The 26,471-nt window shown below is 59.0% G+C and carries 24 protein-coding genes; 11 read left to right on the forward strand and 13 right to left on the reverse strand.

Annotation, left to right across the window (positions count from 1 at the left end; genetic code table 11):
* Window positions 1–112: 112 nt before the first annotated feature.
* From AC1D06_RS19390 to AC1D06_RS19400, 3 genes are all read right to left on the reverse strand, one after another.
* Window positions 113–1,408: a glycoside hydrolase family 130 protein gene (locus AC1D06_RS19390; RefSeq protein WP_477877959.1), complete on the reverse strand. Its 1,296-nt coding sequence runs from the start codon at window positions 1,406–1,408 to the stop codon at window positions 113–115.
* Window positions 1,405–3,732 (reverse strand): glycosyltransferase family 4 protein, encoded by a 2,328-nt coding sequence (locus AC1D06_RS19395; protein WP_477877960.1) that lies wholly within the window; start codon window positions 3,730–3,732, stop codon window positions 1,405–1,407. The genes AC1D06_RS19390 and AC1D06_RS19395 overlap by 4 nt, the downstream gene beginning before the upstream one ends.
* 126 nt (window positions 3,733–3,858) lie before the next feature.
* Complete coding sequence (locus tag AC1D06_RS19400) at window positions 3,859–4,212, reverse strand: hypothetical protein (RefSeq protein ID WP_477987497.1); 354 nt, start codon at window positions 4,210–4,212, stop codon at window positions 3,859–3,861.
* 561 nt (window positions 4,213–4,773) lie between these two features.
* Here AC1D06_RS19400 and AC1D06_RS19405 point away from each other — a divergent pair.
* The gene (locus AC1D06_RS19405; RefSeq protein ID WP_477877962.1) at window positions 4,774–5,067 is read left to right on the forward strand and encodes an ElaB/YgaM/YqjD family protein; all 294 of its coding nucleotides are present in this window, start codon (window positions 4,774–4,776) and stop codon (window positions 5,065–5,067) included.
* Between the two features lie 295 nt (window positions 5,068–5,362).
* On the opposite strand, the gene AC1D06_RS19410 is transcribed toward AC1D06_RS19405, so the two are convergent.
* Window positions 5,363–6,142 (reverse strand): LuxR C-terminal-related transcriptional regulator, encoded by a 780-nt coding sequence (locus AC1D06_RS19410; RefSeq protein WP_477877963.1) that lies wholly within the window; start codon window positions 6,140–6,142, stop codon window positions 5,363–5,365.
* Window positions 6,143–7,472: 1,330 nt separating this feature from the next.
* Between AC1D06_RS19410 and AC1D06_RS19415 the strand changes: the two genes are divergently transcribed.
* The 3 genes from AC1D06_RS19415 to AC1D06_RS19425 all read left to right on the forward strand — a co-directional run bounded on the left by AC1D06_RS19415 (window position 7,473) and on the right by AC1D06_RS19425 (window position 9,804).
* Window positions 7,473–8,594, forward strand: a complete 1,122-nt coding sequence (locus AC1D06_RS19415; protein ID WP_477987498.1) for an AI-2E family transporter — start codon at window positions 7,473–7,475, stop codon at window positions 8,592–8,594.
* Window positions 8,595–8,951: 357 nt separating this feature from the next.
* Window positions 8,952–9,500 carry a sigma-70 family RNA polymerase sigma factor gene (locus AC1D06_RS19420; protein WP_477987499.1) on the forward strand — a complete coding sequence of 183 codons (549 nt, stop codon included), beginning with the start codon at window positions 8,952–8,954 and terminating at the stop codon, window positions 9,498–9,500.
* A 127-nt stretch (window positions 9,501–9,627) separates the two neighbouring features.
* Window positions 9,628–9,804 (forward strand): hypothetical protein, encoded by a 177-nt coding sequence (locus tag AC1D06_RS19425; RefSeq protein ID WP_477987500.1) that lies wholly within the window; start codon window positions 9,628–9,630, stop codon window positions 9,802–9,804.
* Window positions 9,805–10,500: 696 nt separating this feature from the next.
* Here the strand turns inward: AC1D06_RS19425 and AC1D06_RS19430 are convergent.
* The 4 genes from AC1D06_RS19430 to AC1D06_RS19445 all read right to left on the reverse strand — a co-directional run bounded on the left by AC1D06_RS19430 (window position 10,501) and on the right by AC1D06_RS19445 (window position 13,735).
* Window positions 10,501–11,214 (reverse strand): Crp/Fnr family transcriptional regulator, encoded by a 714-nt coding sequence (locus AC1D06_RS19430; protein ID WP_477877967.1) that lies wholly within the window; start codon window positions 11,212–11,214, stop codon window positions 10,501–10,503.
* A 302-nt stretch (window positions 11,215–11,516) separates the two neighbouring features.
* A complete protein-coding gene (locus AC1D06_RS19435; RefSeq protein ID WP_477987501.1) occupies window positions 11,517–11,774 on the reverse strand; it encodes a hypothetical protein in 258 nt (85 codons plus the stop codon).
* A 230-nt stretch (window positions 11,775–12,004) separates the two neighbouring features.
* Window positions 12,005–12,655: a glutathione S-transferase family protein gene (locus tag AC1D06_RS19440; RefSeq protein WP_477987502.1), complete on the reverse strand. Its 651-nt coding sequence runs from the start codon at window positions 12,653–12,655 to the stop codon at window positions 12,005–12,007.
* Window positions 12,656–12,844: 189 nt separating this feature from the next.
* On the reverse strand, window positions 12,845–13,735 hold the full coding sequence (locus AC1D06_RS19445) for a LysR family transcriptional regulator (protein ID WP_477987503.1): 891 nt from the start codon (window positions 13,733–13,735) through the stop codon (window positions 12,845–12,847).
* A 175-nt stretch (window positions 13,736–13,910) separates the two neighbouring features.
* Between AC1D06_RS19445 and AC1D06_RS19450 the strand changes: the two genes are divergently transcribed.
* Window positions 13,911–14,807, forward strand: a complete 897-nt coding sequence (locus tag AC1D06_RS19450; protein WP_477987504.1) for a DMT family transporter — start codon at window positions 13,911–13,913, stop codon at window positions 14,805–14,807.
* 97 nt (window positions 14,808–14,904) lie between these two features.
* On the opposite strand, the gene AC1D06_RS19455 is transcribed toward AC1D06_RS19450, so the two are convergent.
* Entirely contained in the window at window positions 14,905–16,206 is a 1,302-nt protein-coding gene (locus tag AC1D06_RS19455; RefSeq protein WP_477987506.1) for an MFS transporter, read from the reverse strand.
* Between the two features lie 188 nt (window positions 16,207–16,394).
* Here AC1D06_RS19455 and AC1D06_RS19460 point away from each other — a divergent pair, with 188 nt between their 5' ends.
* Together AC1D06_RS19460 and AC1D06_RS19465 are read left to right on the forward strand one after the other, a co-directional pair.
* Complete coding sequence (locus tag AC1D06_RS19460) at window positions 16,395–17,294, forward strand: LysR family transcriptional regulator (RefSeq protein ID WP_477987507.1); 900 nt, start codon at window positions 16,395–16,397, stop codon at window positions 17,292–17,294.
* 101 nt (window positions 17,295–17,395) lie between these two features.
* On the forward strand, window positions 17,396–17,701 hold the full coding sequence (locus AC1D06_RS19465; protein WP_477987508.1) for a hypothetical protein: 306 nt from the start codon (window positions 17,396–17,398) through the stop codon (window positions 17,699–17,701).
* A gap of 19 nt (window positions 17,702–17,720) precedes the next feature.
* Here AC1D06_RS19465 and AC1D06_RS19470 read toward each other — a convergent pair whose 3' ends face one another.
* From AC1D06_RS19470 to AC1D06_RS19485, 4 genes are all read right to left on the reverse strand, one after another.
* A complete protein-coding gene (locus tag AC1D06_RS19470) occupies window positions 17,721–18,740 on the reverse strand; it encodes a LacI family DNA-binding transcriptional regulator (protein WP_477878063.1) in 1,020 nt (339 codons plus the stop codon).
* 100 nt (window positions 18,741–18,840) lie between these two features.
* Window positions 18,841–19,845, reverse strand: a complete 1,005-nt coding sequence (locus tag AC1D06_RS19475) for an alcohol dehydrogenase catalytic domain-containing protein (RefSeq protein ID WP_477987509.1) — start codon at window positions 19,843–19,845, stop codon at window positions 18,841–18,843.
* A gap of 12 nt (window positions 19,846–19,857) precedes the next feature.
* The gene (locus AC1D06_RS19480) at window positions 19,858–20,628 is read right to left on the reverse strand and encodes an L-iditol 2-dehydrogenase (protein WP_477987510.1); all 771 of its coding nucleotides are present in this window, start codon (window positions 20,626–20,628) and stop codon (window positions 19,858–19,860) included.
* Between the two features lie 140 nt (window positions 20,629–20,768).
* The gene (locus AC1D06_RS19485) at window positions 20,769–22,082 is read right to left on the reverse strand and encodes an ABC transporter substrate-binding protein (protein WP_477987511.1); all 1,314 of its coding nucleotides are present in this window, start codon (window positions 22,080–22,082) and stop codon (window positions 20,769–20,771) included.
* A 312-nt stretch (window positions 22,083–22,394) separates the two neighbouring features.
* Here AC1D06_RS19485 and AC1D06_RS19490 point away from each other — a divergent pair, with 312 nt between their 5' ends.
* The 4 genes from AC1D06_RS19490 to AC1D06_RS19505 all read left to right on the forward strand — a co-directional run bounded on the left by AC1D06_RS19490 (window position 22,395) and on the right by AC1D06_RS19505 (window position 26,464).
* The gene (locus tag AC1D06_RS19490; RefSeq protein WP_477987512.1) at window positions 22,395–23,381 is read left to right on the forward strand and encodes a tagatose kinase; all 987 of its coding nucleotides are present in this window, start codon (window positions 22,395–22,397) and stop codon (window positions 23,379–23,381) included.
* A gap of 2 nt (window positions 23,382–23,383) precedes the next feature.
* Window positions 23,384–24,658 carry a D-tagatose-bisphosphate aldolase, class II, non-catalytic subunit gene (locus AC1D06_RS19495; RefSeq protein WP_477987513.1) on the forward strand — a complete coding sequence of 425 codons (1,275 nt, stop codon included), beginning with the start codon at window positions 23,384–23,386 and terminating at the stop codon, window positions 24,656–24,658.
* A 97-nt stretch (window positions 24,659–24,755) separates the two neighbouring features.
* Window positions 24,756–25,628 (forward strand): carbohydrate ABC transporter permease, encoded by an 873-nt coding sequence (locus tag AC1D06_RS19500; protein WP_477987514.1) that lies wholly within the window; start codon window positions 24,756–24,758, stop codon window positions 25,626–25,628.
* Window positions 25,629–25,639: 11 nt separating this feature from the next.
* Window positions 25,640–26,464 (forward strand): carbohydrate ABC transporter permease, encoded by an 825-nt coding sequence (locus AC1D06_RS19505; RefSeq protein WP_477987515.1) that lies wholly within the window; start codon window positions 25,640–25,642, stop codon window positions 26,462–26,464.
* The last annotated feature ends 7 nt before the right edge of the window (window positions 26,465–26,471 follow it).

Genomic DNA, 26,471 nt, shown 5'->3' on the forward strand with positions numbered 1-26,471 from the left:
AGCCATCAATTTTTCTGCTCAGGATGGAACAGAAGCTTGAGCACGAGCGCCAGGACAATCGGCAGCCCGACCTCGTCGGCGGGGCTTGGCCATCGAGACCCGGCGCGGCTCTCTATACCCCCTCCATGCTGGCCAGAAGCGCCTTGATATCGGTAGTGGCGAAATTGGAAAACGTATCGGATACCGCATAGGGTAGCACGACGAGATCATTGTGACGTATGGCGCCGCAGGTGTAGACGACATTGGGGACATAACCCTCCCGCTCGGTAGGTTCCGGCCGTACCAGCGGCTGCACCGAACGCGCGAGAATCTTTGACGGATCATGCTTGTCGAGCAGGGTTGCGCCGATGGAATAGCGGCGTACGGGTCCGACGCCATGTGTCAAAAGCAGCCAGCCTTCGTCGAGTTCGATCGGCGAGCCGCAATTGCCGATCTGCACGAATTCCCAAGGATATTTCGGCGACATGAGGATGCTCCCGCCATCCCATGTATAGAGATCGTCGGAATAGACGAGATAGAGATTCTCGTTGTCCTGCCGGGCGATCATGGCGAATTTTCCGCCGATCTTGCGGGGAAACAGAGCCATGCCTTTGTTGCGCGCCGCGCTGCCCTTGAGCGGCGTCATGCGGAAGGAAAGGAAATCCGAGGTTTCGAGCAGTTCCGAGCGGATGGCAAGGCCGCTATAGGCGGTATAGGTCGCGTAATATGTCTTTTTCCCCTCATCTTTGAATTCGACGAAGCGCGCATCCTCGATGCCGTTGGATTGGGATGGCGTTATCGGAAAGATAACCCGTTCGCTGATGTCGCTGTCTTGTTCGAATGTCAGGCGGGTGGCATCGTCGTCGGCTAAGGCATCACTGACGGCCGGCAGCGATGCGAGGCGCGCAGGGGTATCGATACGGACAGCGCCGCTCGCGGCGATTTCGCCCGAACGGAAGGTCAGGGACGATATGTGCCCCTCGCCAACCGCCCGCAGGCTGAGGATGAACCGTTGCGCGCCCTCTGAAACGCCTGTCTGGTCTGGATGCATGACGATGCTTGGGTTGAAAAGGGCCGCCGCCTCGAACGAATATTCGTTCATGAAGTAGGCGCCGATCAGTTGTCTTTGCTGCTGGCTGAAGGCGACATGCCCGGAAAACGCCTCTTCCATCGACAGGGCTCGGGCCTCGAAGATGCGTAACAGGTTACGATGCCGCCCCTCGAAATTCTCCAGGACATCGGTAAGCTGGTTCTTTGTTTCACCGGGGTCGAGAGCCAGCACCCGTTCGACGATGTGGTCGGCCCGCGTCTTGTCGGTAGGGTTGAGGTCGCGTGGTTCGGTGGCAGGTTTGAAAGGGCGCACGATCACGCGTGCGGGATCGGGGCGCAGGTAAAGCGCCTGTCGGTTCAGGAATGCCGGATAGGTCAAGAATGCCTCGATGTCGCCTGGACGACGTTGCTTTTGATTGGGGATACCGCGGCGACAGGGATCAGGTTGCCTTGCCATTCATTCTTGCGACTGCGGTAAAGGTGGCGGATCTCGGAGCAGCTGATGAGATAGCAGAGGACGGATTCAGCCCCTCGGTTCTCGTTTGCCCGGTCATTATGCAATCCGTCGCGGCAGCTCCCGGTTTCCGCGTCGACCAGCGAAATTGAAAGGTCGTTGTCACCCGTGAACCAGCCGTATGTCCGAAACGCGGTCTCGCGCCAGTGGTTGTCCCCCGTGACATTCCATGCGGCGAGGCAGGCGGAAATCGTCGCTGTTGCCTCGAGCGGTTGCTGATCGAACGGGCGAGGGGATTTGCCGATATCGAAGAAGCCGTCAGTACCGACCGGCCTGAAATGTCCCCGCGGCGCAGTCTGCTGGGTCATGAGCCATGCCAGCGACCGCAGGCCGGCGTCGACACAATCGGATCTGCCGGTTGCCATGCCCGTTAGGATCAGTGCCTGCGGCAGGCGCGCATTATCGTAAGTAAGGCCTTCCTCGAACCACGGCCTGTCTTTCGTTTCGATCTGGGAGAGCCGTGAAAGCAGCCGGTTTGCAAGCCGGACGCGGAAATCGGCGGCGAAACTGTCCTGCGGTGCGGCTGCGCAATAGGGATCGAGGCCGAGCAGGGTGAAAGCCCATGCGCGGGGTGAGGTGAAGCCCGCGACCGCTGTCAGCGCCTGCGAGAACAGAGCGGCTGCCCAGCGCCGCCGGGCCGCGTCGGTGTCGTTGGATGCACAGGCGCCGAGCGCCCACAACGTCCGTCCGTGACTGTCTTCAGACCCCTGGTCTTCGAGCCATTGCCTGCCGAAACTCATGAAATTGCGGAATCGTCCCGTGTCCGGGTTCCAGGCATGTTGCACGAAGGCGGCGAAACGAGCGGTCATGATATCAGGCATGGGTTTCTCACCGCTCAGGCCCAGGGTGCAGGCCAGCAGAAGGGCGCGGGCGTTGTCATCGACGCAATAACCGTGGGTCCGATCCGGCACGGAATGGACGGCATGCTGCAAAATCCCGGTATCGTCGCACATGGACAGAAAATAGCCCATCTTCACGTCCGGCCTGACGGCGGATGTTTCCCGCAGATTTCCCCTGGGCGCCGATATCCACTGCCTGGATTGGCCGCGCAGGATCGAATTGAAAGTCGCAAGGTATTTTCCCGCAGTCCTCTCCCATGTCATCGACCGGCTGCTTTCATAAGCGCGCTCACGCATGTCCTGGCGCAGCGATGGGTCGCCGAGAACGCGGGCGATCGCCGCGCCGGTGGCGGCCGGGTCGGCGAAGGGAACGAGGATTCCCAATCCGTCGTCGAGCAGTTCACGAGCGTGCCAGTAGGGTGTGGAGACCACCGCTTTGCCGAGGCCGAAACTGTAGGCCAGCGTACCGGAGGTCATCTGCATCTCGTTCAGATAAGGCGTGACGTAGACGTCGCACATCGCAATGAAGACAAGCAGCCGTGCCTGGTCGACGAATTCGTTGAGAAAAATAACCTGGCGATCGACGCCGAGCGCTTTCGCCCTGGCTTGAAGACTCTCGCGGTAGGCTTCTCCTTCATCGCGCATCAGATTGGGATGCGTCGCGCCCAGAACCACATAGACCGCATCGGGGCAGGTCCGCAGGATCGCCGGCATGGCGTCGATCACCACTTCGATGCCCTTGTTGGGAGACAAGAGCCCGAAGGTAAGAATGACCGATTTCCCGCTGAAGCCGAGCTTCGCCTTCGCATCGTCCGGTTGGCTGAAAGCGACATCCGGAATGCCATGGGCGATGACATCGATCTTCGACGCCGGCACCTGGTAAACCGTCTGCAACAATTCGCGTCCCTTTTCCGCCATGACGACGACACGGGAGGAGGCAGTGGCAATCTGCTCCATCACCATGCGCTGCATCGCATCCGGCTTCGACAGAACGGTGTGGAACGTCGTGACGATCGGCATCCGCAAGTGGGATAAAAGTGCCATGACATGGCTGCCGGCCTGGCCGCCGAAGATGCCGAATTCGTGTTGCAGCGACACGATGTCGTACCTGCCCGCATTGAGGTGATCGGCGGCCCGCTCGTAGTCATCGACAATATTGTCGCGGATTTCGAATTTAACCTCGGGCGGCCAGGAATAGATGCGATCGCCATCCCTCATGGCGACGATGCCTGTTTCAATCCTGTCGGGAGACAGGGAAATCGCCCGGCTGAGATCACTCGTGAAGGTGGCGATGCCGCAGCGGCGCGGCAGGGAGTTGCCGATAAAGCCTATGCGCTGAATCATGTTCATAACCGTTTCTCCATATCGGAAATCATGCATCGCTTTCACTTGAGGCGAGAGCGATGCATGATTTCCCTGGCGCTCTTCGCTGGATAAGCGGACGCGCTTTCGCTGTTCAAAAAAATAATGATCGTGTCAGAATGCTTCGCCCGCACACGGCAATTTGCTGACGAAAGTGTCCCTCCGATGCGCGAATCCGGATGCGAACCGCGTGCTGTTTTTTTGAGGGAGAACCCTGACCTTGGTCCGACGAGAATTGGGAATGGAGGAGGGGTCGAGAACGGCCACGCTCCGGATAAGCGCTATGAACAATTCATTTTCTGTAGCAATCCCTTCTTGGAAGCGATCAATCAAAAAGCGAGCGCCGTTCTCCCGTTGTCTGTTGTGCCATGCGGTGGCGACATCGTACATGCCGGCAGTGTCAAGCACGCGGGCGAGCATGTTCAGGTCTTTGGATGTGAGATATTGTCGAATAGGTGCGGAAGACATCGTGTCCTCCTTCGGTTGGGGCTAGGGTTTCAACCCTAAAAAGCAGCGCCCGCTTCAAATGCTGCTAACAACCAACAATGCGCTTACGCGCGGAGATAAGCAAGGAATCATTGTCGTAAACGTGAGTTGCGCTTTCCTTTGGCGTCGGCAGGAAGGGTTTTATCGTGGTCGCCCACAGCGCAACTCTTTGACGTTCCATGTCCTGGCTGGACGTTTATGCGCGAGCGTTTGACGGCCGGTCTCGCATCAACTGGTGGTCGTTGCATCGCCGAACCAGGGGAGGTAGGCGGTCATTGTGCCGCGCTGCCCGGATCCGCAACAAGCCTTGGCACGCCTGGATGACCTGCGACAATAGACATCCCCTTGGATAGGGCCGCCATCACCGCTTATTCAACCATAGATAGCAGTTGGTCGTCGGAACGCTTGAAGTTCCGGTGCGGCGTTCACTCGTCGAATATCTTCTTGCCGTGACCGAGATCAGGCAAAACATGACCATGCGAGGTCGTGTGGAACAAGCGGTCTCCGCTTCCGTTCAGTTGGAAGATAGCAAGGAGCGCGAAGATGGCAACACAGCAAGAATTGCAGGAACAACTCACAGACCTGAAAGCGGAAATCGTCGACCTGTCGCAGTCGATCGCATCGATTGCCTCGAAAAATGCGAGTGACGCACTCGACTACAGCACACACGGTCTACGCGACGCAGCACATCGCGTCGAAGACCAAGGGCGAGAAATGGTCGCAGTGGTGCGGGACAATCCTGGCACCGCGTCCACCATTGCAATCTCAGCCGGTCTCCTCGGGCTGGCCATTGGATATGTTATTGGCGGAGCTCAGACGTCAACAAGCAGGCGATAAGGTTTTTGGTGGGCGGCAATTGAAACGCACATTGCCGCTATAGAGTTGAAAACCCTGCCCCAATCACCGCCGAATTGTCAAAGCTGGGTCAATGCGAAAGACCTGTAACAGGCCTCGGCGCGGCAATATGATCCTAATCAAATCGGCAGCAGCTTGGCTTCAAAAGACCAAATCAGAGAAAAGCTCCTTGATCGTCAATGAAGTCAATCCTCCTTGCGCGCTCCTATCGTCCGATGCGGAATGGGGAACGTTCGTCGTGAGTGACAGAAAATTCCCCTATCCATTCATGGCGCGCCTAGTTCGTCGGCTGAATATCCATAGGAAAAAGGTCGTTGATCTTATACGCCACTTCCGTGCGGTTGGTGGCTTTGACCTTCCGCATAATGTTGCGGACGTGAACTTTCACGGTACTTTCCCGCATGTTGAGCTCATAGGCAATAATCTTATTGGCCTTTCCGCGGCGAAGAGCATCGACGACTTCGGTCTGCCTCACGGTGAACATGCCCGAAAGCGGGCGGGGCGCCGGGAATGCAGTATTCAGAACATGGCGCATCGAAAGCAGGCTGCTGGCCGGCACGAAGATTCCGCCTGCCATTGCCAGTGCGATCGCCTCGATGCAAACGTCTATGTTCACCGAGGAGGGGATATATCCTTTGGCGCCACATTCGAGCGCTCGCACGATTTCCGCGGGATCATCCGAATCCGCAAGTATGACGATCGGTGCGGCGAATTCCGACGCGAGCGTCTGGATCTCTTCGGCGACCACGCGGTCTGACATTCTGGTGCTGCCGATGTTCAAAAGGATCGCCGCGGGCATCACCTCTTCATCGCGCCTTCGCCATTCCTCCACGGAATCCACCGTCAATACCGCAACATCGGCGCGCGTTGCCGTGATGCATCGCGCAAGGCACTGCCGATCAAGGGCACGATTATCGATGATGACGATCAAAAGCTCACGCGTTCCAGTCGCGGGTGAAATGGACGAACTGCGAACTGTGCTCGAATGATCCAGTCCATTGAGCGGGATAGTCTTCGTCTGAATATTGTTTTCGTCAGTTATCATTGTAGAGTTCATGGCTTTCTCGCTCCGATAACCCAAAAGGTGTTAGATTTGTCGCTCTTGATTATTGAGGTCATTATCTTTTTCACTCGTAACCGCATCATTGCGCCGACGACTCAAGTTCGGAATTAAATAAAATTATCCATTAGTGGTTTATTACATAATCCGAATTGGTGCTGTGGTACAGAGCTATTAATAATAAATTTCTTCATGCGAGATTTTGCGAAAGATAATTCTCCCCGCCTGCGATTGAGCGTACTTTTTGACTTTTTAGGCGCTAAAGATAATCTTCAGGAAATGCATAAAAACTTGATAGCGTACATTATTCAATCCTTTTTTTCGAAGCGCCAATGCGCCCGTCCAATGCGATTTTCAAAAGTCGGCGGTTTAAGGTGAGATTGATCATTCACGCGGGTGTGCTGATCGTTGCACTATCCGTTGAGCCATCGTGACCCCCAAGAAATGTTCAAGGAGCGTGGCTTTCGAGTGGATCGTCGCACCGTCCACGACCTGTAAAGAAATTGCCCCTCAGCCGGACACGCTGGTGCGCGCCTTTTATGCCGCTTGCCTCACGTTCGCCGATAAGAGAAAATGAGTCTCGTCTGTCGATGCCCGTCGCCTGTCGCTGGCCATCATCGTCATTGGCAAGGGTGGGGTATGATGTCGGTTACCCGAGTCGAAAGGGATAAGATGATGGAAAAGCCTAGTTCCAAAGAATTGAAGGTCCTGAACCTTTTTGCCGGCGATGCGATAGTGACCGCTAACTCCCTCTCCAAGGTTGGCTTGAAAACACTTCGCAATATGATGAGCAATGGGTGGATTGAGCGAGTTGACGGATATCGAATAACCGGCCGGGGCAAACGCCTGTTGAACCCAGGGCTCTGTGATTAATTGTCGGCGAGATCCAAGGTCATCAATCGTAACAGCGATCCACTCAAACCCCCGTCCGGCGCTGCCGCAGGCCCAACACTAGGCTCGGTGTCAGGACTGTTTCGATCGCCGGATCTGAACAGCAGGGCTGCAGCTCTATGAGTGGCCCGCGGACCAACGCAAGATATCCTGTTTGCGCATCCATCACGTGGGACGTAGCCCAGGCTCAGGACTATTGCGTGGAACATAAGCGACTGGTCGCAGTTGTCAAAGCGCGTGACAAGGATGTGAGACCCGGGCGTTTATCGCCCCCAGCTACAGTCAATAGTGTGCCTGGAGCCACCATTGCTCGCTGACTTGGCGACTATGATCTGTCACCTCATTCGATTTCGTGGGCGCAAATCTTCCCCTCGACGGTTAATTCCTGCCGATCGTGTCGGCGGCTCTTCGAAGCCCCACTCAAAAGAAAAGTGCCATGTTAGATGAGGACAAAAGAGATTTGACGCCAGACGTTGCTGATTCAAAAGTTGTTTCAGCCACGCAAGCCAAGCCGCTCAACCTGCCTTCCGATCCCATTATCGTTCTGCTCTCGGTTCTGGTTGGGCTCGCCGTCCTCTGCATCGCCTACGTGGCGGCCGAAATCGTGTTGCCGATCGTTCTGGCGCTTGTTCTTAAGCTTCTGTTCCAACCGGGCATGCGATTGCTGGAGAAATTGCATCTTCCGAGAAGCCTTGCGGCCTTGGCACTGATCCTTTTCGTCTTCGGCGCCATTGTCGGCATTGGAGCTGCGATCTCCGGCCCTGCGACAGAATGGGCCGCCAAACTGCCGGAGGGGATTCCCAGGCTGCAGGAGCGCCTGAAGTTCCTGGATGAACCCGTCAGAGTTTTGCAGACATTCCTGCATAAGATCGACGGCTTGATGCAACAGGGGTCGGTGCCAGGCGGCGGCTCGGGTGCAACCATTGCTGCTACGCTTTTTGCCGGTACGACACACTTCGCTGCCAGCTTCTTCGAGACGATCATCATCTTGTTTTTTCTGCTCGTATCCGGAAGCACCTTTCTCAGACGCGCCGTCGAAATATTACCCAATTTCAAGGAAAAGCGGCAGATCGTCGAGTTGTCGCAGGATGTCGAGAAAAACATCTCGGCCTACCTGGTTACCATCACCGTGATGAATGCCAGCGTTGGTCTTGCGACGGGCATTGCCATGTGGCTGACCGGACTTGGTGACCCGGTCCTGTGGGGCGTTGCCGCCTTTTTGCTCAACTACGTCCCGATCATGGGACCGCTGCTCGGCGTTGGGATTTTTCTTCTTGCCGGTCTGCTGGTCATCGACACGCTTTGGATGGCGCTTCTGCCGGCGGCGCTTTATTGCGCAATCCACGTTGTCGAGGGTGAGATCATCACGCCTATTCTGCTCGCCCGGCGCTTCACGCTCAATCCCGTGCTCGTGGTCATCGCATTGATCTTCTGGTTCTGGATGTGGGGCGTACCAGGAGCGATTCTCGCGGTGCCGATGCTGGCAATCACCAAGATCGTTTGTGATGGCGTTCGCCCGCTCGCCGCCATCGGGCATTTTCTAARTGGTGAGGAGTAATGCAATGCAGCGCCATCATTTTGGCGTTGGTTGAAACCAAGCTGTCGCCAAGAAACGGAGAATGCAATCGTTCCGAGAGTTTTCACGGCTACCTCGGAACCACCTGAAGGTGATTGAGATTTTTACTTTTACACGAATGCTTTCAATCGATTTTCCGATAGAAATGTCAGAGATTTTCGAAACCGAAATCTCGCCTAAGAAATATTTTTTAGGCTGATTACGAGGGAAATTCTGTTGTTTTATTTGGAAAATACCTTGTTTTCTGCATCATCATCGTCGTTGTCCCGCAAATATTTTCCGCGCTGCCTGAACAATACAGGGAATTGTACGTTATCGGACAGTCCAAAGGAGGGTGCGATGATCGATAAACGCGAAGATAATATACTGACGCCTCAACTGCGAGCGGCGTTGGAGCGCGAGTTGTTGAACGTTCGTCCTCTCCTGATGCGCCTGGCGTTACGGCTTTCGCGAAACGGCTGCGACGCGGAGGACCTTATGCAGACGACGATGCTCAACGCTCTCGGAGCGCTCGCGCGGTTCCAACCGGGAACCAGCATGAAGAACTGGACCGGCAGGATCATGAGAAACTCGTTCATTAGCGGCTACCATCGACTTTGCCGGGAGCCGAACGTCGACGATGAGGTCGCCGCGATGAGCGTCCAGGTCGCGCCGTCCCAGGAGTGGGCAGTCCGTTCAAACGAGTTGCGGGCCGCGCTGGACCAACTTCCATCCACCAATCGCGACGCCGTGATCCGGGTCGCGATGGGTCACAGCTACAACGACGTCGCAGCCAGCTTGGGCTGTGAGCTGGGAACGGTGAAAAGCCGCGTCAGCCGCGCGAGACACTCCTTGACAGTGGCCCTGGGCAACGCGTCGAACCAAGACGCCTACAGCGCTTGCTTATGAGAAACGGCAGACGATCATCGCAAACCTGCCAAATGAACCTGCCGGGCGATCAGGCCAACTCCCAGGAGACTGCAATGTTGAAATTCACACTCGCTGTCGCGCTGGTCGCGAGCATGTTGCGATCCCGGTGCTGGCGATGGAAACCACGTGCGACAACGCCTCTATGGGGATGATGAAAACCCAGATGGAAGGCATGAAGGACAAGGCGATGAAAGAAATGGACATGGCCCGGGTGTCGATGAAGGCCAACAAGGTAAAAGACTGTAAGATGCACATGGCAAAGGCCATGAAGGTCATGAATTAGCATTCGGTCAGCGGCGAGGTCTCAGAAGGGCCTCGCCATCTTCGGTGTCCAGTTTGCTGGGTGGCGCGAACTTGGTCGTTGTCGCCGTCCGCACGTGAGATCACTCGGATCTGTGCCTATGTCGGGAGGTTTCGTCTGACAGATGAATGCCCGCATGTCCATGGGACATCGAGGTCGCGGCTGACGTATTCCGGGGCGAACTATCTCGACCTTTTGTCTCATTGGAGCACGGGTAGCTTCGCCTGATCCGCGACGCGAGATCGGTCAAAAATCCCCGCCAGGGGGTGCATCGGGTGTGGCGGTAAACCGCCAGAGGAGAGCGGACCCTCACCGTCCTCGTTCGGTCTGCCCTGCACCGGACCACCCGAGCTGCCCCCGCCGACGATAATGGCCGCGATGACCAACGAACATCGACGCGGAAAGGGAGTTTACGCGCCTGAATACTTACGCGCGAGCGATATTACGGTCCGATATCGGACAGAGGATTCGGGTGCTTGCGAGGCCTCGATTCTGCCGATAAGCGACTGATGTCCGGTACCGGACAAATTTGATAGCGAGATTACTCGGGCTTTGCGATTACCTTTAGCGACACGACGCGAGGCGCGACGGCTTTGCGAGATCGTCCGTCATCACTCCCGTTCAAGGTCAGCCGCAGCCAGCCGCCGGATCGATCGGGACACGCAGCAACCGACCCCGTCAAAAGCCCATGAGGCGCCTGTATTCCGCCTCCGGCGCGCCATACGAATCACCGGCAAATTTGATCAGGCCTGGGCGGTCGAGTACTCTGATGCGGCTGCGTTCGGCCTTGATGAGACCCGTGCCTTCCAGCAGGGGGAGAGCCTCCGTGACGCTCTGGCGGCGTACCGCCAGCATGATCGCCAAAAATTCGTGGGTGAGAATGATGGTGTCGCCGTCCACACGGTCATGGCACATCAAAATCCACCGCGCGAGGCGCTGGTCGACATGCTGGGTAGCGTTGACGAGGGCGGTATACGAGGTTTGCACCGACATTGTCTGCGCATAGCGCGTCAGCAGATTCCGCAATGTGAGGCTCTCGACCATCACAGACGAGAGCAGACCAGCGTTGAGGCGGTAACCGCTACCCGCCACCTGCATGAAGATCGAAAAAGGTGCGGACGGTGCATTCAGCACCGAAGCCGTCGACACCATGCCCTCGCGCCCGACGATGCCGATTTCCGCCCGTTGCACGCCACTTTCGAATTCGAGTACGATCGATCCGATTCCGCTCTCGATGAAATAGCAATAATCAGCGATCTGACCCGGAGCTGCCAAAGCAAGCGCACGTGGGAGTTCCACATGCTCCATCTGCGGCGACAGCCGGCCGAAGTCAGCGTCGGACATATTGGCGAGGAGGCGGTTATTGGTTGGAATTCTATCCGGGTAGGCCATCGCTCTTCCTTCATGAGGGCAAGAGCAAATGGGTCTCCTAGCCGTCCACGCCATGGAGTTGTGAACGATAGGACTTGCATACCCGACAATGGTGTCGGGTTTAAGGCCGCGCAAAATCGCTTACAAGGGGAAGGGTGGCTGTTGTCCGATATCGGACACAAGTCGGAGGGCTCTTATCTTCGCCGGACCGCAGGGTTCTGCTGCATGAACAGGTTGAAGATAATTAAAGTCATGCCTACGTTCGGACCTGTGCGGCATGACCCAGCGGCCTCGCCCCGCCGCATAGAGCGGGGCGACCGAAGTCATGCCCTGCCGGCATTGTCATCTGTCAGCTCGAAAAATCGCATATAAGACGCCGTCATCGACGCCCAGGCAAGGAACGGTATGAGCATCATTCCGGTAAGAGCCTGTGTTGGCGATAGCACTGGCCGAGCGTGTTCATTCATCTCGCTATTGTCGATCTGAGGTTCCGCCGATGCTATGTCTCGGGGAGACAGAATTTCTGTTGGCGTGATGATGCCGGTGGGGATGGGTTGTCCGAGGTTGAGTGAATTTTCCATGATCGAGTCCTTTCTTGAATTGTGACGGTGCAACACCACCGGACTTCGAAAGTTCCTACTTTTGTTGCGCTGCAACAGAACTGTTCGCGGGCCATGGGCTGGATTGCGGCGCCCTTTAGGCGACGGCAGGGACATCACTTGAAGACTTCATCATCGGCTCGATCCGTGAGGCGATCGAGGAAGAATTGCGGTGACGGCGGAGCAAGGCGTTATGTTCGACGGCTCGAATTTCAATCCGCCGACGCGGCGGTGAAAACGGCTTTTTGAGCAGCGAAGGCACGCTTGTAGGCTGGTCGGTCTTCGCCGCGGGCGACATAGGCGGAGAGGTTTCGATAGCCGTCCAGCAGACCCGAGCTTCTCAACCTGATGAGCACCGAGATCATTTCGAGGTCACCGGCGCTGAAGGCGCCGTCGAGCCAATTGGCATCGTCAAGGCGCGTGGAAAGTTCTGAGAGCCGCGTACGAATGCGTGCCTCGACGAGCGGCAGGCGTTCCTTGTGCCAGCTCCTGTCTCCCTCGGCCAGTATCGCGACTTCGCGATCGACGATCGTCGGCTCCATCGTCGAGACCGCGGCAAACATCCACATGATCGCCCGCGCCCGGGCATCGACATCATCAGGCAGGAGGCCTGCATGGCGCTCAGCGATATGCAACACGATCGCGCCGGACTCGAAGAGCGCGAGATTGCCTTCTTCATAAGTCGGGATCTGTCCGAAAGGATGGAGCGCAAGATGCGCGGATTGCTTCATCGCCTTGAACGACAGAAGACGAACCTCGTAAGGCTGACCCACTTCCTCCAGCGCCCAGCGCACGCGCATATCGCGCGCCAGCCCCCTGCCGCCATCGGGCGACCGTTCAAAGGCGGTAATCGTGATCGTCATCTTTGCTCTCCGTGGCTTGTCCGTCTTGAAGACGCGTGGCGGGACTGGATCCCGACACGGCATGCTCAGGATAGTTTTGGCGGTCCGTGCAAACGGGGCTCAAGGATGTGGCCCTGTGGCTGTTGATGCGTGGTTGCCGGTAAGGTGAAGCATCTTCCGCACAGATTGTTAGTGAACGCCGACAGAAATTCAGCCGACCAGAACCAGCCCGCCATAGCGGCTGACCTCTTTTTCGATCTCCGCAACCAGCGTATCAAGCGCGGGGTTTCGCACCTTTCTGGCGCGGCGCACGACATAGGCGAGTGCTGGCGGCGCCGGCAGGCGATTGGCGATGATCGTCATTTCGGGGCGCAGGTGACGCTCGCTCAACAGCGCCACGCCCAAGCCCGACATGACCGCGGCGACGATGCCCGCCGCGCTGGCGCATTCGAACATCGTCTCGAGCACCAATTCGCCGTCCTGGGCGATGTCCAGTGCCCATCTGCGATAGAAGCACTCGTCGTCGAAGGAGAGGAAGGGTACGGGACCGCTGTCGCGGAGCGGAAAGTCCGCATGCTTCACCCAATGGAGATCTTCACGAAAGAGAACGACATCCGTTGGGCGAACCTCGTGGGCGAACACCTGCACGATGGCCGCATCGAGCTCGCCACGCTCCAGCATGGCCCTGAGAACCAGGCTCATCCGCACTTTCGTGCGGACCGAAACATCGGGATGGAGCCGGCGGAAACGGCCGAGGATGCGCGACAGATCGGTCAAGGTCGTGTCTTCGGTCAGCCCAAGCGCGATACGTCCCGCGAGTGGCGTCTTCGTCAGGCTGAGAAGCGCCTCGTCATGCAGGCCGAGAATGCGCCCGGCATAATCGAGCAGATCTTCGCCGGCGGCGGTGAACATCGCCGCGCCGGCCTTGCGGCTCAGCAGTTCGCAATCGAGGCTGGTTTCCAGCCGTTTGATCTTGTGGCTCACGGCGGATTGCGACAGGCCCAGGGCCTCGGCGGCCCGGGTGACTCCGCCATGGTGCCGTATCGCGTGGAGCGCACGCAAGGCGTCGATTTCCAGGCGTCGGCTGTTCAACTCGGTCATGCCGGCTCGATCCAATGTGAATGATCCTAAATCGATTATGCCGCTGATGAGCAGTTTTCGCAAAGGTGTATTCCTCAGTCGACATAGAATTCACGTCTCCATCGAAATTTGTCATGTGCAATCGAAAGTGCCGCAGCCTATTGCCTGGCTGGTAAACATATTCTCCGAGAGCGCCATGACCGACCAGTCTCTATCCCAGCCCATGCCCAATCGGCGCCGTTTTCTGTGGCCGATCATGGCGACACTGCTGGTGATCGGCTGGAGTTCCGGTTTCGTCGGCATACGCTATGCGAGCGAGGAAGCGAGCGTGCCGTTGCTCCTGTTCTGGCGAACGCTTTTGTCGGGGGTGATCCTATTGCCCTTTGCTCTCACCATAGGTCCGCGCATGCACTTGCGAAGCGTGCTGGAGCAGATGGTGTTCGGCGTCATGTCGGTGTTTCTCTATCTGGGTGGCTTTGCCCTGGCGATCGAACAGCGCGTGCCGACCGGATTGGTGGCGCTGATTTCCGACCTGCTGCCGCTGGCGATCGCATGCCTGTCGCAACCCGTGCTGGGCGAAAAGCTGAGCCGGCGGCAATGGTTGGGAACGGCGATTGCAGTGGCTGGCGTGCTGCTCGTGTCGCTCGATAGCCTGAGCTTCGGCACGGCGCCGGCATGGGCCTATGGCGTCACGGTGGCGTCGATGCTGGTTTTTGCGCTGGCCTCCGTTCTGCATAAGCGGCGGCCGACGCTGCACATGCCGGTGCATCAGAGCCTCTGCATTCATACGCTGACCGGCTCGGTCCTGTTCGGTGCATGCGCGATGGCACAAGGCAACCTGGCGCCGCCGATGACGATCAACTTCGCCATCGGCATGGCATGGCTGGTGCTGTTTGCAACATTCGCCGCCTATTCGATCTATTACACCAGCCTGCGCCTGTTTCCCGTCGCGCAAGTCAGTGCCGCGATCTATCTCAGTCCCCCGGTCACCATGCTGTGGGCCTGGGCCTTGTTTTCCGAGCCATTGACGCCGGCCATGTTCATCGGACTCGCGGTGACACTCGTCGGGGTCTGGCTGACGTCGCGCGGCTGAGGGCGAGGGGGCTCTTGAGGACAAACAGAGGCGCTCGCCCTCCTGGGAAACGCCTCTGTTCCGATACCATGAGGTCCGCTTCTTCGGGCGTCGTAACCTATCCGACCACTTCGTAGCGGGCACGGCTCATGCTGACCAGGCTCGCCGCTGCCGCGCAGCCGGCCGACATGACGATCGCGAATTCGAGCGCGATCGACAAAGGCAGCGCTGCGAAGATGATCGACATGGAGATGCCGCCGAGGGTCTGGCCGAGGAGCCGTGCTGTGCCTTGCATGGCACCGGCCGCGCCGCTTCTGGCCTTCGGCGCCGAGAGAAGCAGGATGCGGTTGTTCGGCGTCTGGAACAGTCCGAAACCGAGGCCGGCGATCACCGTGCCGATGAGAAACGCAATGCCGTGCGGGTCGCTCGGACTGAAGCCGGCCACCACCAGGCCGAGGGCCAGCAGCGCTCCGCCGATGGCGCAGAGCCATGCCGTCTTGACACGGTTCGCCAGGCGTCCCGAAATCGGCGCGATGATCGCGGTCGCGGCAGGCCAGGGCATCATGTAGAGGCCGGCCAGCACCGGCGTCATGTGCATTGTGTGCTGCAGGTAGAAGGGCAGCGCAATATAGCTCAGCATCTGGCCGCAGAAGCAGGAGATCGAGGCGATGACCGCCACGCGGAAGGCCGGCGTTGCCAGGAGGTCCGTCGGAATGAGCGGAGTGGCGCTCTGCCGCTCGAGGCGTAGCAGCACGATGAGGCAGAAGAGTGCGGCGGCGATGAGCGTGGCCCCGCTCACCGGTGCGGTCGCAATCCGGTCGGCGCCGCAGAAGAACAGGATGAACATCAGCGTGTTGGCAAGCAGCGCCCTGGCGTTCAGCCTGCGCCTGACGCCGTCGACTTGACCCAAGAGACCGCCGCCGAGAAGAACGACGATGCCGAGCGGTATATTGACCGCAAACAGCCAGGGCCACGTGGTGACGGACAGGATGGCGCCGGCAATGCCGGGACCGGCGGCGGAAGAGATCGCGATGACCATGGCATTGACGCCGATGATCGGACCCAGCATGTGCTGCGGCAGAGCCGAGCGCAGGTTCATCATCGCCAGAGCCATGATCGCGCCGGCGCCAAGGCCTTGTGCAAAGCGGGCCAGGATCAGCAGCGGAAGATTGGGTGCGAAGGCACAAGCCGCCGAGGCTGCAGTGAACAATGCAACCCCGATCAGGAAGATTCTGCGCGCGCCAAAGATTTCGCCCAGCGCGCCGCAGGGGAGGATGGCGACGAGCACGGCCAGTTGATAGGCCGAGACGACCCAGACGGTACTATGCGCTTCGGAATGCAGCGACAGCGAGATCGAGGGCAGGGCGACATTGGCTATGGCGCCGTCCAGGACGACGAGGACGACTGCCAGCAGCAACATGGCAACGGCCAGGTACCGCCGAGGTGAGGCCAGGCCGTCCTGAGACATTGGTTCTGTGTATGTGAGAGACATGGGAACTCCCGGGTTTGTTGGATGCCGACAAATTAGGTCTCGCCAACTCCTTGCGCCAGACGCAACGCAGTCAATTGACTGTTGCGTACAGCGCCATGCATGACTAGAATTGCGCCATGTCTGATCTGGATCTCAATCTCCTGGTGGCACTGGATGCGCTGCTGCGCGAGCAGAGCGTGTCTGCCGCTGCGCGCCGGCTGGGACTGAGCACATCCGCCATGAGCCGGACGCTGTCACGCTTGAGGACGGCTTTAGGCGATCCGATCCTCGTGCAGGCCGGGCGCGGCATGGTCGCGACGCCGCACGCCTTGGCAATTGCGGCAGAGGTGCATGCATTGAAGGAGGCCGTCGAGACGGTGCTCAGTCCGCCATCGACCGTGGAAATCCGCAATGTACGGCGCCAGTTCACCATCCGCGCCAACGAAGCCTTCGTGCTGATCTTTGCTGCAGGCCTGAGCGCCGCCGTGGCAAATACGGCGCCAGGGATAAGGCTTCGCTTTGCGCCGCGATCTGACAAGGATGTCCAGGCCTTGCGCGATGCGGTCATCGATCTGGATATCGGCGTGCTGCCGGCCGATAGCGGGGAGTTGCGTTGCCAAGCGCTATTCCAGGACCGGTATGTCGGCCTCGCGAGGGCAGGGCACCCGATCTTCGAAGCCGATTCGATCACGGCCGAGCGCTATTGCGCCTGGGGCCATGTGCTGTTTTCGCCGCATGCGGACTTCACCAGCCAGATCGACATGGCGCTCGCCGAACTGGATCTTGTTCGCGATGTCCGTTTGATCGTGCCAAGTTTTCCGGCGGTGATCGCCGTCGCGGCGGCATCCGACCTGATCGGTTCGGTGCCGAAATCCTATTGCAAGTCCGCCGCGACAGCCGAGATCAGAACCTTCGACCTGCCGGTCTCCGTGCCGGGCTTCAACATCGTCCAGGCGTGGCATCCCCGCATGGACGCAGATCCCGTTCATCGCTGGCTGAGGGCACTGATTTTCGAGACGTTCAAGTCGATGAACTGAAGGCGTGGGCGAGAGACAGAAGGTTCCCTGACATCTCGCCTCCGAGGAAATTGCGGCAATCAAACAGTCGCGATCTCTTTCAGTGCCGATACAAGAACTGCTTGCAGCGATTGCGGATTTCTGCCGGCAAGGCGTTTGACGTCTCCCGTGACGATGTCGAAGCTGCCATTGGCGAATTGTCTTTCGATATCGACAACGGACTCGACATATTCAGGGGGAATCCCGGCCTGCGAATAGACTGTTCGGAGCGAATCTTCATCCATCACCTCGAACCACCGAAAGTGGAGTACGAACTGACCGAGGTCGGGCGCTCACTGATAGGGCCGCTCAAGGCTTTGGTGGACTCGGCGCTTGATAAGCGCGGACACATCGAAGCCTCCCGAACACGGTTCGACGAGGCTCTTTGATCACCATTCCCGATAGACGTCAGGCAGACTTCCGCAACATCAGTTCCGCCTTGAGAAGTATCCGCTCCTGGCTGAGCCTGATATCGTCGATCATCACATCCTCGCCAAGCTTCTTCAGCAGCAGGCCGATGGCGAGGCGGCCGATCTCGTTGTAATTCTGGGCGACGGTGGTGATGGGCGGGCATGTATAGCGTGACAGCGGATGGTCGTCATGTCCGGCGACGCGGATGTCGAAGCCCGAGCCATGGCCGATCTTCAAACCTTTTTCCCAGGCGGCGGCAATGACGCCGAAGGCCAAACGGTCGTTCGCGCAGACAATGGTGCGGCTTGGAAAGCCGGACTTCGATTCAAGGATACGGTTCGTTTCCTGAAACGCGAACTCTTCAAAGTCCCATGTCGCGACCTCCGGGGTCTCGACGATCTGCGCATCGAGGCGCAGTCGGTCCATCGCCTCGACATAGGCATTCTTTCTCTCGGTCGCGTTGATATTGACCTTCGGCATGCCAAAGAAGCAGGGCGGCTCGCCGGACCTGCAGAGATAGTCAACGATCAAGCCAAAGCTTTGGCGATTGTCCGTGCCGACGAAAGCCGCTTCGTCATCAAACGGGGTATCGACATAAACCAGGGGAATGTCGCGCCCGAGCTGTTCAAGGGCGGAGTTTCCCGCCTGCTTGCCGATGGGTGCGACGATCGCGCCCGCGACATTCATCGATCGAAAGGTCTTGATCGCTTCCGCCTCGATATCGGGCCGGCCATCGGAGGACAGGACGAAGGCAAGGAAACCCGCCTCGCTGGCAATGGCCTCGATGCGCCGCGTCAGCGCCATGAAGAATGGATCCAGCGAATTCGGAATGACGATGCCGATAATGTTGCTGCGGCGGCGATTGAGGTTGACGGCGAACATGTTGGGACGGAAGCCTGACTTCTTCAGCGCCTCCTCGATCGTATCGCGGGTCTTCTTGCGGACGGACGAGGGGTCGTTGAAGTATTTTGAAACTGTCGGCCGAGACAATCCGACGAACTCGGAAAAATCCTCCATTGTCTTGATCGCCTTGGCCAATCGTCCTGCTCCATCGAGATTCAACACTGATGTCATAAACGCTTGGGCTTCCGGGGAAAAGCGAGAACTCGCGCCGTCCTCAGCCTGCCACGTATTGCACCTTCATCGTGGCTGGATCGCTCGGCTTCTTCAGGAAAAACGGCACCATTTCCTCGAGCGGCAATCGATGGGTGACAAGCCTCGATAGGCGATCCCGGTCGGCGGAAAGGATCGCGAGCGCATCGGGAATGTTGCGATTGAGCGAATGTGAGCCGACGAGCTTGATCTGCCTTCGGAAAATCTGAAATGGCGAAATCGACACGCGTGCGTCGGGCGCGCAGACTCCGAAGACCAGGGCGGTGCCGCCGTCGGCGACGAGGTCGATCATGCCTTCGACCACTTTGGCAATTCCGGTCGCGTCCGCCACCAGATCGAACTCGCGCTTGCGGCCATCGAGATCGGCCGACCCCGAGATGGCCGTGTCGAACCCGAGCCCGGCCGAGAATTCCAGGCGCTGTTCGTTGACGTCGGCGAACGTCACTCTTTCCGTTCCTGCGGCCTGCAGCGCGAGGCCGAGCAACAAGCCAATCGGTCCGGCCCCGTAGACGAGAGCGTTGCGAGGCTGTCTCGCGCCGACGCCGGCGGCTTCAAGGCCGTTCAACACGCATGCCAATGGTTCGGCGAGGGCGGCGAGGTCATACGGCATGTCGCCAATGTCGTGCAGGTGATCGGCGCGGACGGTGCTGAATTCCGAAAAACCGCCATTCTGCGTAACACCATAGGCTTTCAACGCGGTGCAGAGGTTCGTGAGCCCCTTGTTACAAGCCGAGCAATGGCCGCAGGGAAGGTTCGGGTCCACGGCGATGCGGTTGCCGGGGCGGACGCTGGTCACATCCTCGGCGACAGCGATCACCTCGCCGGAGAATTCGTGCCCTGGCACCAGCGGGAAYGCGCCGGTACCGTAGCGGGCATGGAGAACGTCGATATCGGTATGGCAGAGCCCTGCGGCCTTGACACGGACAAGGGCGTGGCCGGGCGGCAGGTCGCCGATGGCGATATCAGCCAATGCCGCCTTGCCCTTTTCGAGAAACTGGATTGCTTTCATCGCAGCACCTTCTCAGCTCATCCAATTGCCGCCATCGACATTGTATGTCTGGGCGAGGATATAGTCGCTGTCGGGAGATGCGAGAAACACCGCCAGCCCCTTGATGTCGTCCGGCGTCGCGAAGCGGCCGATCGGCACCGTCTTGGCGACTTGCGCCTTCTTCTCACCTGGCTTGAGGCCTTCATATTCCGCAAACTTGGCGTCGACGACATCCCAATGCTCGCCATCGACAACCCCGGGTGCGATCGCATTGACCTTGATGCCATATTTGACAAGGGCGAGGGCGGCAGACTGCGTTGCCGAGATGATCGCCGCCTTCGAGGCGCAATAGAGGGTGACGAGCGCTTCACCGCGGCGGCCGGCCTGGCTCGCCATATTGATGATCTTACCGCCGCGACCGCGCGAAATCATGACGTTGGATACGGCCTTCATCATGAACAACGGGCCTTTGAGATTGACATCGAAGACCTTGTCGTAGCTGGCCTCGGTGATCTCGTTGATCGGGGCCATGTCGAAGATCGCGGCATTGTTGACCAGAATGTCGATGCCGGCGAAGTCTGCGTCTATTTGCGCGACGATCTCATCGATGCTTGCGAGATTGGTGACGTCGAGCTTGACCGCGGTTGCGGCAGGCCCGATCGCCTTGGCGGCCTCGGCGGCGCGCTCGATATTGATATCCGCGACGATGACTTTCGCCCCTTCGGCGACGAAGGCCTCGGCGAAACCGAGGCCGATCCCACGCGCRCCTCCGGTGACGAGTGCGACCTTGTCTTTCAACTTCATGATGGTTCTCCTGTGCGCCGACGAATTCGGCCGCGCATGCGGCCGTCGGAACTGTTTGGACTGCGAGGAGTCCGACGGCCAGCCGTCAGACTCCCCCCGGGAGGACCCGCGCGGCATGAACCGACCACGCGGGCTAAGGCTCACTTGATGTAGCCGGCGCGGGTCATGTCCTCTTCGATCTGGGTCTGCGAGGTCTTGAGTGCGGCGTCTACAGACTGCTGTCCTGCCAGAGCGGCGCTGATCTGCTGACCGACGAAGGTGCCGATGCCCTGGAATTCCGGGATCGCGACGAACTGGACGCCCGTATACGGGACCGGGTCCTTTGTCGGCTTCGAAGGGTCGGCCGACATGATCGCTTGCAGGACCGTCGCAGCAAACGGAGCAGCCTTCTGGTATTCAGGCAGCGCATAGGTGGACTTGCGGGTGCCGGGCGGGACGGCAACCCAACCCTCGGACTCGCCAACCATCTTCACATAGGCCTTGGACGTTGCCCATTTGAGGAAGGACTTGGCCACTGCGACCTTCTGCGATGTTGCGGGAATGGCGAGATCCCAGGACCAGGACCAACTGGCCCCGCTCGGAGTCACCGCGACGGGAGCGCGGGTGAAGGCGATCTTGTCGGCGACCTGGCTCTGCTTGGGATCGTAAACACGGCCCGCCGCCGAGGTGGCGTCGATCCACATCGCACAATGGCCTGTCGCAAACAGGGTCTGGTTTTCATTGAAACCATTGGCCGTCGCGCCGGGAGGACCGTATTTGGTCATCAGGTCGACATAGTCGGTGATAGCCTTCTTCCAGGCTTCGCTGTTGAGCTGCGGCTTCCAGTCCATGTCGAACCAGCGACCGCCATAGGTATTCACCATGGTGCCGAGGAAAGCCATGTTCTCGCCCCAGCCCGGCTTGCCCCGCAGGCAGATGCCATATTGCTGCTTGGACTGGTCCGTCAGCTTTGCCGCGAAGCCCTTGATCTGGTCGTAGGTCGGCTGCTCCGGCATCTTCAGGCCCGCCGCGTCGAAAAGGTCCTTGCGATAAAGCGTGAAGGAGCTTTCGGTATAGAATGGCACCGCGAAGAGCTTTCCGTCGACAGTCAGACCCTTCTTGATCGGATCGAGCAGGTCGGAATAGTCGTAGTCGTCGCCGAGGTCGTCAACCGGCGTGAGCCAACCCTGCTTGCCCCAGATCGGCGCTTCGTAGCCGCCGATGGTCATGATGTCGAACTGGCCGCTCTTGGTGGCGATATCGGTCGTGACGCGCTCGCGAAGCACGTTTTCTTCGAGAACGACCCAGTTGACCTTGTTGCCGGTTTCCTTCTCCCAGGCACTCGACAGCTTCTGCATGATGATCATGTCACCGTTGTTCACGGTGGCGATGTTGATTTCCTCGGCCTGAGCCATTCCCGCCAGCAGGCCTGCCCCGAGGACGGACGCAGACAGCACGCTAAATAATTTACCCATGGCACTCTCCTCCTTAACGAGCGTTTACGCATTTTGATACATGCGTAAACTTTATATCCGAGATATTTTAACGCACGTCAAGTGGTGAGGGCGCCTTCAGGTCTATTGGATCAGCTAAGATGCTCAAAAGCTGTACATAAAAATTGCTTTTGGCCCGCGCTTTTCGGTATTTCTGTCAAGATCAGGCGTTTTTCCGATCTCGTAAAAAAATTTACGCATGTAAAATTTATAATTGACATGAGCGGAAGGTCGAAATATGACGACGCCATCAACCGCAGAAAAGCCGCGGCTCATCGCTCCGTGAGGCAAGGAATGAACGCAATATCGAAATTGGCGCCAGAGGCCTTGGGTCCCACGATCACCATCGGCGAGATACTTGTGGAGATCATGGGCGTGACCACGGGCGTGGGTTTCCGTGAAGCGCAGCCGTTGGTGGGGCCGTTTCCGAGCGGAGCACCCGCCATCTTCATCGATCAGGTCGCGAAACTGGGTGGCGCCTGCGGGATCGTGTCAGCGGTCGGCGACGACGACTTCGGCTGGCTGAATATCGAGCGCTTGAAGACGGACGGGGTCGACGTCTCGGCGATCGACGTGCTTGCCGACATGCCGACAGGGAGCGCTTTCGTCCGCTATCGACCCGATGGCGCGCGGGATTTCGTCTTCAACATCGCCAGGTCGGCTTCAGCCGGCACCCGGATGACCGCCGCCGCGAAGGCTCTGATCAATCGTGCCGGCCATGTCCACGTCATGGGCTCGGCCTTCGCCATCCCCGGCATTGCCCCGATCATTCTCGATGCGGTGTCGGTCGTGAAGGCGAGGGGTGGCTCAGTTTCCTTCGATCCCAATGTCCGCAAAGAGCTGATGTCGGAGGGCGGCGAGGCGGCCGCGCAACTGCATGACATCCTGGCCGTCACCGACCTTCTGCTTCCCTCGGGGGACGAGCTCTTCATCGCGGCCGGTATCGAGGGGCAAGACGCTGCAATCGAGGCGCTTCTGTCTCGCGGCATATCGGAGATCGTACTGAAGCGGGGCAGGGACGGTTCCACGCATCTGAGCCGTGGCCACGGAAAGGTCGACTGCCCCGCATTCGTCGTTGATGAACTCGATCCAACCGGTGCGGGGGACTGTTTCGGCGCGACCTACCTGACCTGCCGCCGCAAAGGCCATTTCCCCGCCGACGCGCTTCGATACGCCAACGCTGCGGGAGCCCGCACGGTGACGCGGCAGGGTCCGATGGAGGGCACCTCCACCTTCGCCGAACTCCACGACTTCATTTCAGCCAGCCAAACGAGGATTTGAACGTGAGCAGACACCTTCTGGCATTCGCGCAATCGAGGCGTGATGGACACCCGACAGGCATCACGTCGGTCTGCTCGGCCCATCCGACGATTCTGCGTGCGGCGATCCGGCGGGCCAGGGAAACCGGGCATCACGTCCTCATCGAGGCGACCTGCAACCAGGTCAATCACCTCGGAGGCTATACCGGGATGACACCGGAAGATTTCGTGACGCTGGTGGACAAGATCGCCGACGAGGAAGGACTGGACCGGAGGCTGCTGATTTTCGGCGGTGACCATCTCGGGCCGAACCCGTGGCGCAGAGAGCCTCCCGAGGCCGCCCTGGCCAAGGCCAAAGACATGGTCGCGGCCTATGTCGCGGCCGGGTTCAGCAAAATCCACCTCGACGCCTCGATGGCATGTGCCGGAGACCCCACGCCACTGAATGACAGGACGATCGCGGAGAGGGCTGCTTCGCTTTGCGCCATCGCCGAAGCCGCCGCGCACGACCATGGCCTGGAGCCGCCCGTCTACATTCTCGGCACCGAAGTCCCGGTTCCCGGCGGTGCCGACCACGTTCTGGACGTGGTGGAACCAACATCGCCTGATGCGGCGGTGTCCACGATCGCAATCCACCGCGAGGTTTTCGAAAATGCTGGTCTTGAGGACGCGTTCACCCGGACCATTGCTTTCGTCGTCCAGCCCGGCGTCGAGTTCGGCAGCGACAATGTCGTCGAATACGATCCGCCGAAAGCTGTGCGGCTGACCCACGTCTTGGATGGGTTCGAAAATCTGGTCTTCGAAGCACATTCGACCGATTACCAGTCGGAAGCATCGTTGTCGGCGCTGGTCCGAGACGGCTTTCCGATCCTGAAGGTCGGCCCAGGCCTGACCTTCGCCTATCGAGAGGCGCTTTATGCACTCGACATGATCGCCACAGAGCTTGTCCCCGGTTACGGCGCCCGCCCGCTCGCTCGGACGATGGAGGAGCTGATGCTCGCATATCCGGACGACTGGCGCGGCCATTATCACGGCGACGATGTCTCGCTGCGCCTGCAGCGGCACTACAGCTACAGCGACCGCATTCGCTATTATTGGAACAGGCCGGAGGCCGTCGCCGCCGTTGAAAAGCTGCTCGCGGTACTCGGCGGCCGAAAAATTCCAGAGACGCTTCTTCATCAACACCTGCCCCAACTGACTGGGAAAGGCGTCGACAGCGCCGCTGAGGACATTCTGATCGCCTCTGTCGATGAGGTCTTGGGAAGCTACGACCGCGCGGTTCATCAGCTCAGCGCCTGAGGCCTTGGCCGCTACCGAAACCTGCACGGCAGCATGCGTATCCCGGCGCGCCGGAAGGGTGGGCGGGCGATAACCGCTGCGCCGAGAGGAGATGCAGATGGCTACTCAACAAACGCGGGCTTTGGCCCGGCTCATGATGGCACCGTCCGTCGGATTGCTTCTGATCTGGATGATCGTGCCGCTGGCGATGACCCTGTGGTTTTCGTTTGAAAATTACAATCTCCTGAATTCAGCGAAGGTGAATTTCGCCGGGCTCATGAACTACAAGTACTTCTACGGCGATCCGGCTTTCTTTCAGTCGATTTGGAACACGCTTGTCATCGTCGCCGGCGTCCTGGCGATCACCGTCATCGGCGGCACCGCCATTGCACTCCTGCTTGATCAAGAGATGTGGGGACAGGGCATTATCCGCATCCTGGTGATCTCACCCTTCTTCGTCATGCCGCCCGTGGCGGCGCTGGTGTGGAAGAACATGATCATGCATCCGGGCTATGGTGTGCTCGCCGACCTCAATCGCTTTCTGGGGCTGCGGCCYGTCGACTGGTTCGCGCAATATCCGCTGCTTTCGATCATCGTCATTGTCTCCTGGCAATGGCTGCCATTCGCCACGCTCATCCTCCTGACCGCCCTGCAGAGCCTTGACGGGGAGCAGAAGGAGGCCGCGGAGATGGATGGCGCAGGCTTCGCGAGCCGCTTCATCTATTTGACCACCCCGCACCTGGCCAGGTCCATCACCGTGGTGATCCTGATCCAGACAATCTTCCTGCTCGGGGTCTACGCGGAAATCCTGGTCACCACCAACGGCGGCCCCGGCTACGCTTCCACCAACCTGCCTTTCCTCATCTATCGCACGGCACTTCTCGGCTACGACGTCGGCGGCGCGTCGGCGGGCGGGGTCATCGCAGTCATCCTCGCCAACATCGTCGCGTTTTTCCTGATGCGCGCCGTCGGCAAGAACCTCGACAAGTAAGGAGGAATGAAATGGCTCGTGCAATTTCAGCCCGCAAGAAGGCGGTCGTGACCATCGCCGCCTCGATCGTGGCCCTGATCATCTTCTTCCCGATTCTCTATACGATCCTCACCTCGTTCAAGCCGGAGATCCAGGCCATCCAGGGATTCAACCTGTGGCCATCCTGGACGTTGGAGAACTACATCGAGGTCGAGACGCAACGTGATTACGTCAAGCCGTTCACGAATTCGGTACTCCTCTCCGTGGGATCGACGATCATCGCAGTTCTGATCGCCGTTCCCGCCGCCTGGTCCATGGCATTCTCACCCACCGCACGCACCAAGGACATCCTGATGTGGATGCTCTCGACCAAGATGATGCCAGCTGTCGCGGTGCTGGTGCCGATCTATCTGTTGTTCCGGGATTTCGGCCTGTTGGACAGCCGGATCGGCCTCACCGTCATGCTGATGCTGATCAACCTGCCGATCGTCGTCTGGATGCTCTACACCTATTTCCGCGAAATCCCGGGTGAAATCCTGGAAGCCGCGCGCATGGATGGCGCATCGCTCTGGGGCGAAATCTGGCACGTGCTGACGCCGATGGCCGTTCCAGGGATCGCTTCCACCATGCTTCTCAACGTCATCCTCGCCTGGAATGAATCCTTCTGGACGATCCGCCTGACAACCACGAACGCCGCGCCGCTCACCGCCTTTATCGCCTCTTTCTCGAGCCCCCAGGGCCTGTTCTGGGCGAAGCTCTCGGCCGCCTCGACATTGGCGATCGCACCGATCCTGATCATGGGCTGGTTCTCCCAGAAGCAGCTTGTCCGCGGCCTCACCTTCGGTGCGGTCAAGTAAGCAACGT

It is taken from the genome of Rhizobium sp. P2_G2 (assembly GCF_056403555.1).